Source organism: Parasynechococcus sp. (assembly GCF_042954245.1).
Taxonomy (GTDB): Bacteria; Cyanobacteriota; Cyanobacteriia; order PCC-6307; family Cyanobiaceae; genus Parasynechococcus.
Genome location: NZ_JBGKDP010000211.1, coordinates 1 through 8,418, shown reverse-complemented (window position 1 = coordinate 8,418; position 8,418 = coordinate 1). Strand labels below are relative to the sequence as shown.

The following is an 8,418-nucleotide window of genomic DNA, read 5'->3' as shown; positions in this document are numbered from 1 at the left end:
GTGTTGGCGGTGCCCAGGTCGATGCCGATGTCGCGCGACAGCTGGAAACGACGAAAGAACACAGGCACCGCAGTCAAGTCCGCCGGATCATAGGGGCGTTCTCGGCCGTTGCCTGTTACACCCAGCGGCTTGGGTGGAACTCCTGAAAAGCAGTCATCCAACCGGTGCCGCATCATGAATCGAAATTCAGGAGATGAATTGTCTATGGGCGTTAATTCCGTCACCCTCGTCGGCCGTGCCGGCCGCGATCCCGAAGTGCGTTACTTCGAGTCCGGCAGCATGGTGGCCAACCTCACCATGGCGGTGAACCGTCGCAGCCGCGAGGACGAACCCGACTGGTTCAACCTCGAAATCTGGGGCAAGCAGGCCCAGGTCGCAGCGGACTACGTGAAAAAAGGATCCCTTCTAGGCATCATTGGCAGCTTCAAGCTGGACCGATGGACCGACCGGGCCAGCGGTGAAGAACGCAGCAAGCCAGTCGTCCGCGTGGATCGTCTAGAACTGCTTGGTTCGAAACGGGACAATCAAGAGGGCGCCGGCAGCTTTGGCGGCCAGGCCTCCGATGAGGATATCCCCTTCTGAGCCTCCTTCCCAGGGAAACCCTCGCGCCGGTGCTCAGTCGGACGCCTGACGCCGGCGCCAGATGCGCAGACCCAACCAGATCGAACCCGCCAGCACCGCCACCACCAGCAACACCTTCACTGCCTTGGAAACAGGGTCAATCCAGAGCTCAACGTTGCTGTAGCCCTCTCCGAGAACCATGCCGGCCACCGTGAGCAGGGCCGTCCAGATCAAGCTGCCAGCGGTGGTCCAGACCAGGAACGGCGCCATCGGCATCATTTCAATGCCGGCGGGCACTGAGATCAACGTGCGAATGCCAGGCACCAGACGTCCCCAAAACACCAAGGCGGTGCCGTAGTGGCTGAACCAGCGGCGGCTGCGGGCCAACTCATCGGCACTGATGCCAATCCAGCGACCGTGACGTTGCAACCGAGCTTCGATCCGTTCCTCGTTCATCAACCGTCCGATCCCGTACCAGGGCAGGGCACCGAGCACCGTGCCCAGCAAACCGACCAGCACCACGGGCACCAGATCCAGCTGACCCTGCTGCACATAGAAACCCCCGAGGGGCATGATCAGCTCGGAGGGGATTGGCGGGAACAGATTCTCGATAAACATCGCCGCAAAAATCGCGGTGTAACCCAACCACTGGTTCGCCTCCACCGCCTGGCCGATCAACTCCGGCAGCTGTGTGATCAGATCAGAAAGCCCCATGGAGACTGCTCTTGATGGCGCAAGTCTTCCATGGGGCCGTGACAATCAGATTCCGATCCGCAAGATCGTGATCAGTAGCGGTAGTGGTCGGGCTTGTAGGGGCCTTCCACGGGAACGTTGATGTAGTCGGCCTGATCCTTGCTGAGCTCGGTGAGCTTGGCACCGATGCGGCCGAGGTGAAGGCGGGCCACCATCTCGTCGAGGTGCTTGGGCAGCACATACACCTCTTTGGCGTACTCGTCGCCCTTGGTGAACAGCTCGATCTGAGCCAACACCTGGTTAGTGAAGGAGTTGCTCATCACAAAACTGGGGTGGCCGGTGGCGCAGCCCAGGTTCACCAGCCGGCCTTCCGCCAGAAGGATGATCCTGTTGCCGCTGGGCAGGGTGATGTGGTCGACCTGCGGCTTGATGTTCTCCCACTCGTACGCCTTGAGGGAAGCGACATCGATCTCGTTATCGAAGTGGCCGATGTTGCAGACGATGGCCTCGTCCTTCATCTTCACCAGGTGCTCGTTGCGGATCACCTGGTAGTTGCCGGTGGCGGTGACGAAGATGTCCATATCTTCAACCACGTCTTCGAGACGAACCACGCGGTAGCCCTCCATGGCGGCCTGCATGGCGCAGATCGGATCAACTTCAGCAATGCAGACGGTGGCACTCAGACTACGCAGGGACTGGGCCGAACCCTTCCCCACATCGCCGTAGCCGATTACCAGGGCCTGCTTGCCCGCCACCATCACGTCGGTGGCACGCTTGATGCTGTCCACCAGCGATTCGCGACAGCCGTAGAGGTTGTCGAACTTGCTCTTGGTGACCGAGTCGTTGACGTTGATGGCGGGGAAGGGCAGTTCACCGCTCTTCTGCATCTTGTACAGACGTGCCACACCTGTGGTGGTCTCCTCGGTCACACCCTGGATCTGAGCCTTGGTGCGGGAATAGAAGCTGGGGTCCTGGGCCAGCTTTTTCTTGATCGAAGCGAACAGGAAAGTCTCCTCTTCATTGCCAGGGTTGTCCAGGACCGTGATGTCCTGCTCGGCCTTGCTGCCGAGCATCACCAGACCAGTGGCATCGCCACCGTCGTCCAGGATCATGTTGGGGGAGCCGCCGTCACCCCACTCGAGGATGCGGTGGGTGTAGTCCCAGTACTCCTCCAGGGTTTCACCTTTGACGGCAAACACGGGGATGCCCTGGGCGGCGATGGCCGCAGCGGCGTGGTCCTGCGTGGAGAAGATGTTGCAGGAGGCCCAGCGCACTTCTGCCCCGAGCTCCACCAGGGTCTCGATCAGAACCGCGGTCTGAATCGTCATGTGCAGGGAGCCAGCGATGCGGGCGCCCTTAAGGGGCTTCTCGCTGCCGTACTTCTCGCGCAGCGCCATCAGACCGGGCATCTCGGTCTCGGCAATGTCGAGCTCCTTACGGCCGAAATCGGCCTGATTGATATCGGCAATGACGGAATCGACGCCGAGCTTGAGCTCAGCCGGGGACGCGGGCGCTGCCACCATGGTTTCGGTGCTTCCTAATGAAATGTGGAGTTAAATCTCTGCAGAGACGCCGAGGCTTCGGGCTCGCTTGAACCGGACTCTACAGGGCATGTTTGGGCTCTTGAGACCCTTGAGACGACACAGGGCCTAGGCCGATCCCTCGCTCGCGAACTTCCACGGGGAGCCATTCTTCTACTCAGCGGGCCCCTGGGGGCCGGCAAAACATCGCTGGTGCAGGGCCTGGCCGAAGGCCTTGGGATCACCGAGCCGATCACCAGCCCCACCTTTGCTTTGGCGCAGCACTACCCCCAGGGAACACCGCAGCTGGTGCATCTCGATCTCTATCGCCTGGAGCATCCGGCCTCTGCCGATGAACTGTTTCTGCAAGAAGAAGAAGAGGCGCGCGCGGCTGGGGCACTGATGGCCGTGGAGTGGCCGGAACGTCTTGGCCTCGAGCTGCCGGAAGCCTGGCAGCTCGAGCTGCGTCACCAGGCCGAGGGCCGGCTGGCTCAGCTCACCTCTCCCAGAAAGGCCTCCACCTGAGCCTGCGTCGGCTGCGGATCAATGCCACCGGTCCCGCCGCAGACCAAGGCACCACAGGCGGCAGCAAAACGGATGCGCTCAGGGGGGGCGGCCCACCGGTGCAACAGCCCGGCTGTGAAGGCATCGCCGGCACCGGTGGTGTCCACCACATCGGGTCGCTGGCGCAAGGCCTGGTGCATCGCGCCGGGATCGTCGGTGTTGAAGAACCAAAGTGCTTCCTCCCGCGCCAACTTGATCAAAGCCGCCTGGTCCAGAAGCGGTTGAATTGCAGCCTTCGCTGCTGCGGACGGTCCGGCCGCGGGATCAGCGGTGACATCCCAAATGTGGGGCGCCAATTCACATCGAGGGCAATCGCCGTTCCTTGGCTCCGGGCCTGGCGCACGGACGACAACAAAGCCGAAGCCGACGTTGGTGCTGCCAACGGAAGGGTGCCAATCAGCAACCATCGGGCCTGAGGCAACGCAGCCGGCTCGAGAGCCTGGTCGGCAAAGCCGGCCGCTTGATCTCCGTCAAAACCCTGAAACTGCCGTTCACCCTCCAGCGAACGGCGGACCAGCACGATTCGACTGGGACGCTCGGCATCCCGCTGCAGGAGCTCGGTGTCGACACCACGCTCAGCAAACAACCTGGAAAAGGCCTCGCCGATGGCGTCTTGCCCCAGTCGACCGGCAAAGGCCACGGGGGTCCCCAAGCGGGCCAATCCACAGGCCACATTCGCTGGCGCTCCTCCCAGACGGTCGTCCACCGGCCGATCCAGCTCCGGATCACCTCCAGGCGGCCCCAGCCGATCAATCAGGGCTTCACCGAGACAGACGACAACGGAACCAAGCGCCATCCGACCGCATCAGGACCTTCCCTAAGGGTGGGCAGAGCTTTCCAACCTGCCAAGCAACGCATCAATGATTCGAGCATTGGCGGCCGGAAAGGCGTAATTCCCCAAGTCATTTGGGCGCACCCAACGCACCTGCTGACTGGCAAGGGGCTGCGGCTCCCCGGATATCCAGTCGCAGAGATGCACCACGAAGCGCAGCTTCTTGTGGCTGTAGGCGTGATCAACGGTGATCAGCTCAGCACCGACCGTCACCGCAATGCCGAGCTCCTCCTTCAACTCGCGGGCAATGCAGATTTCGATCGTTTCGCCTTGTTCTTGTTTGCCTCCAGGGAACTCCCACATTCCTCCCAGCAAGCCTTCCTCTAGGCGCTGGTCAATCAACACCTCCCCCGCCGCGTTGAGCACGACCCCAACACCAATCACCTGGAAGGGCAAGGGCTTGGGGGCGTCGGTCACGGGCCAGCGGCGGGGATCGCCGGCAGCGTAAGCAGCGCAGTGGGATTGCCAGGGGCAGCGGTGGCAGTCCGGTTGGCGGGGGGTGCAAAGCGTGGCCCCCAGATCCATCAACGCCTGGTTGGTATCCCGTGGCCGAACCGGATCGAGTAGGGCCTCGCTCCAGCACCAGAACAAAGCGTCATCGCGGGCCGGCGAGCGCGGATGGGCCATCAATCGCGCCAGCACCCGTTTGACGTTGCCATCCAGGATCGGCAACGGTGCATTGAAGGCACTGGAGAGAATGCTGCCGGCGGTGGTGCGACCGATGCCCGGCAACGCCATCCACTCCTCCAACGTGCGGGGCCAAGTCCTTCCCACCAAGCGCTGCGCTGCCTCATGCAGCCGGCGGGCCCGTGAGTAATAGCCGAGGCCCTGCCACTGCAGCCGCACCTCATCCAGGGACGCCGCGGCCAACGCTTCCACAGTTGGAAATGCCTCCATCCAACGCATCCAATAGGGGAGCGCCACGGCCAACTGGGTCTGCTGCAGCATCACCTCAGCAATCCAGATGCCGTAGGGATCGAGATGATGATCCAGCGCTGGACGCACGCCACCAGGCAACTGCTTCCAGGGGAGTCCGCCGCGGCCATGGCGCTCCCACCAGGCCAGCAAGGCTGTCGATAAAACAACAGCATCGGCCTCGGTCAACGCGGCCATGGGTTCGCGATTGGTGTCAGAACAGGGCTCGAGCAACAACCGTCCATCCAAGTGCTTCGCTCGCCAGGATGCACCAGCGCAGCAAGCCAAGGCGTGAGCCCGAGCAACAACCTCTGGAGCTGGAACGAACGATCAATTGGCTGGAGCCTGATGGGCGATGCCAATGCCAAAGAAGCCGTGCTGCTGATCCATGGCTTCGGAGCCAACACCAGCCACTGGCGCTTCAACCAACCGGTATTGGCCAAGCAAGCACCCACCTATGCCATCAATCTGCTCGGTTTTGGGCACAGTGATCAACCCCGAGCCCGCTTGAAAGACGAAGCAATCACAGCTGATGCCGTTCATTACGGCTTTGATCTCTGGGGCCACCAGGTGGCTGACTTCTGCGACGCGGTGGTGCAACGGCCCGTGCTGTTGGTAGGCAACTCCATCGGCGGGGTCGTTGCCCTACGGGCAGCGCAACTGCTGGGGGAACACTGCCGGGGTGTGGTGCTGATCGACTGCGCCCAACGGTTAATGGATGACAAGCAGCTGGTCACGCAACCAGCCTGGATGACCTGGATCCGACCGCTGCTGAAAACGATGGTGCGGCAGCGCTGGCTCAGCACCGGACTGTTCCACAATGCCGCCCGTCCCGGCGTGATCCGCAGCGTGTTGAAACAGGCCTACCCCAGCGGCGCCAACATCAACGACGACCTCGTGAATCTGCTGTTCCAACCCACGCAACGCCCTGGAGCCGCAGAAGCCTTCCGCGGCTTCATCAACCTGTTCGACGACTATCTCGCCCCCCAGTTGATGGAGGAGCTGTCGATCCCCGTGGATCTGATCTGGGGTGAGCAGGATCCCTGGGAGCCAATCGCAGAAGCCAAGCGCTGGGCCCAGACGCTGAACTGCGTTCAATCCCTCTCAGTGATTCACAACGCTGGCCACTGCCCCCACGACGAGGCACCGGGTGAAGTCAACCCGGTGCTCCAACGGCTGATTAACACAAGATTAACTCAGCAGGCGACATAGGCCTCCACTTGATCGCTCACCCGGCGCAGGCCGACCAGACCATCCCGCTCTAGATTGCGAACACGGTCGCGGCTCATGCCCAGGATCCGACCGATGCCGGTCAGGCTCATCGGATCTTCTCCATCCATGCCGTAACGCATGCGCAGCACCTGCTCTTGCAGATGGGGCAGCTGCCCCAGAAGGCTGCGCAGGTCGCCCTTCAGGCAATCCTCTTCCACCTGGTCACTGGGCAGATCCCCATCACCAGAGAGCAACTCCAATAGTTCGGTGTCGTCGCCATCGCCGACTTTCATCTCCAGGCTCACCGGCTGCCGGGCGCGGCACATCAAATCTTTAACGTCATCCTCCGGCAACTCAACAAATTCAGCCAACTCGGTGACGGTGGGGGTGCGTCCCAGCTCCTGGCTCAGCTCCCGCTGACCCTTCTTGAGCTTGTTCAACATCTCCGTGATGTGAATCGGCAGCCGAATGGTGCGGCTCTTCTCAGCGATGGCCCGGGTGATGCCCTGCCGAATCCACCAATAGGCGTAGGTGGAAAATTTATAGCCGCGGGTGGGATCAAACTTCTCCACCCCACGCACCAAGCCGATGGTGCCTTCCTGGATCAAATCCAGGAGCTCCATATTTCGCTTGGTGTATTTCTTGGCCACACTCACCACTAACCGGAGGTTGGCCGCCACCATGCGCTCCTTGGCACGACGGCCGTGCTGCAGCTTGCGTTTGAGCTGCATGGACGACAGCCCCGAGGCCTTGGCCAGCTGATCGCGGCTGGGCTTCTCACCGGCCTTGCTCTCCAGCTCAGACTCGAGAGACTCCAGGTACATCAACTCCTGCACCTGGCGTCCCAGGGTGATCTCCTGCTCGTGGGTGAGCAGGGGAACGCGGCCGATGTCGCGCAGATAGGAACGAACCAGATCGACGTCAGCCGTGACGGTTTTCGCTGCCCTCGCAGCAGTTTTGGGCTTGGAAGCAGCGGTCGTAGCCGGAGCCATGGAGTGCTTCTTTGAGTTATGTGAAGAGTACTCCTAAGAAACGTAAACAGACTCTCAGAAAACGCCCAGGGCGAAGAAATGAGTAGAAATACCTGTGGCCTGCACCAGTTGCGGCAGGTGCACCAGCAGCCACCCCGCCGTCTTCAGGTAGATCAGCGTACCCGCCACATCCGTGCAGGTGGTGATGAAGGGGGTGGACATCAATGCTGGATCCAGACCCATGCGGTCAAACAGCAACGGAAACGCTGCGCCCGCCGTAGCAGCCAGGGTGGTGATCGCCAGCAAGCTCATCCCCACAGAGAGGCCCACCAAAGCGCTTTCCCCTCTCCACCAAGCGAAGGGAACAACCAGCATCATCATCAACACCCCCAGCAACGCCCCTGCCATGGCTTCGCGGCCAATCGCTCTAAAAGGGCCAAGGCTGGAGATGCTCTGGGTGCTTAAACCACGAATCACCACCGTGGAGCTCTGGGCCCCCACGTTGCCGCCGGTGCCACCAAGCAAGGGAATGAACGCCGCCAGCAACACCACCTGCTGCAGCACGTCTTCATTGGCGGCGATCACCTCTGAAGTGAAAAAGCTAGCCAGCACCAGCACCGCCAGCCACACCACGCGGCGGCGAGCAACGGTGAACAGGTTGCTGCTGAAGTAGTCGTCGTCATCGCCGGCCTGCACCGCGCCGGCGGCGTAGAGATCACGGGTGGCCTCCTGCTCGATCACATCGATCACGTCATCCACGGTGACGATGCCCACCAATCGTTGTTCCAAATCCACCACGGGAACGGCGAGAAAGTCGTAGCGCTGGATCGTGCGGGCCACCTTCTCCTGATCGGTATCGGTGCTGACGCTGAGCACCTCCTCGGTCATCACATCACCGATGCGGGCCTGGGGGTCTGCTGTGACCAGATCCCGAAGCGACAGGATGCCGGTGAGGCGTCGCTCGGCATCAGTCACATACAAGGAATAAATTGTCTCGGTATCGCGGGCACGCCGCCGCACGATCTCCAACGCCACCGCAGCCGTCTGGTTTTCCTTGAAGGCGATGTACTCGGTCGTCATCAGACGACCGGCCGTCTCCGAGCGGTAACCCAGCAGACGTGCCGTCACCTGACGTTCATCCGGGCTGAGC

At 61.7% G+C, this 8,418-nt stretch carries 8 protein-coding genes and 1 pseudogene; 3 read left to right on the top strand and 6 right to left on the bottom strand.

Going from position 1 to position 8,418, the window contains the following annotated elements:
* Window positions 1-204 precede the first annotated feature (204 nt).
* Window positions 205-582, top strand: coding sequence for a single-stranded DNA-binding protein (locus tag ACGVJ8_RS09560; protein ID WP_392347562.1), 378 nt, complete (start codon window positions 205-207; stop codon window positions 580-582).
* Between the two features lie 33 nt (window positions 583-615).
* Here the strand turns inward: ACGVJ8_RS09560 and ACGVJ8_RS09555 are convergent, their stop codons facing one another.
* Window positions 616-1,275: a DedA family protein gene (locus tag ACGVJ8_RS09555; protein ID WP_392347560.1), complete on the bottom strand. Its 660-nt coding sequence runs from the start codon at window positions 1,273-1,275 to the stop codon at window positions 616-618.
* A gap of 71 nt (window positions 1,276-1,346) precedes the next feature.
* A complete protein-coding gene (gene ahcY / locus ACGVJ8_RS09550) occupies window positions 1,347-2,777 on the bottom strand; it encodes an adenosylhomocysteinase (protein ID WP_392347558.1) in 1,431 nt (476 codons plus the stop codon).
* Window positions 2,778-2,801: 24 nt separating this feature from the next.
* Between ahcY and tsaE the strand changes: the two genes are divergently transcribed.
* Window positions 2,802-3,299, top strand: coding sequence for a tRNA (adenosine(37)-N6)-threonylcarbamoyltransferase complex ATPase subunit type 1 TsaE (gene tsaE / locus ACGVJ8_RS09545; RefSeq protein WP_392347556.1), 498 nt, complete (start codon window positions 2,802-2,804; stop codon window positions 3,297-3,299).
* Here tsaE and ACGVJ8_RS09540 read toward each other — a convergent pair.
* Both ACGVJ8_RS09540 and mutT read right to left on the bottom strand, forming a co-directional pair.
* Window positions 3,266-4,134, bottom strand: a pseudogene (locus ACGVJ8_RS09540) (carbohydrate kinase). The gene tsaE and the pseudogene ACGVJ8_RS09540 sit on opposite strands and share 34 nt — an antisense overlap.
* A 21-nt stretch (window positions 4,135-4,155) precedes the next feature.
* The gene (gene mutT / locus ACGVJ8_RS09535; protein WP_392347554.1) at window positions 4,156-5,283 is read right to left on the bottom strand and encodes an 8-oxo-dGTP diphosphatase MutT; all 1,128 of its coding nucleotides are present in this window, start codon (window positions 5,281-5,283) and stop codon (window positions 4,156-4,158) included.
* 150 nt (window positions 5,284-5,433) lie between these two features.
* On the opposite strand from mutT, the gene ACGVJ8_RS09530 reads away from it, so the two are divergent.
* A complete protein-coding gene (locus ACGVJ8_RS09530; protein WP_392347564.1) occupies window positions 5,434-6,297 on the top strand; it encodes an alpha/beta fold hydrolase in 864 nt (287 codons plus the stop codon).
* On the opposite strand, the gene ACGVJ8_RS09525 is transcribed toward ACGVJ8_RS09530, so the two are convergent.
* Together ACGVJ8_RS09525 and mgtE are read right to left on the bottom strand one after the other, a co-directional pair.
* Complete coding sequence (locus tag ACGVJ8_RS09525; RefSeq protein ID WP_392347552.1) at window positions 6,282-7,289, bottom strand: RpoD/SigA family RNA polymerase sigma factor; 1,008 nt, start codon at window positions 7,287-7,289, stop codon at window positions 6,282-6,284. The genes ACGVJ8_RS09530 and ACGVJ8_RS09525 overlap by 16 nt on opposite strands.
* A 54-nt stretch (window positions 7,290-7,343) precedes the next feature.
* Window positions 7,344-8,418 (bottom strand): magnesium transporter (gene mgtE, locus ACGVJ8_RS09520; protein ID WP_392347550.1); only part of this gene is annotated, 1,075 nt, incomplete at its 5' end.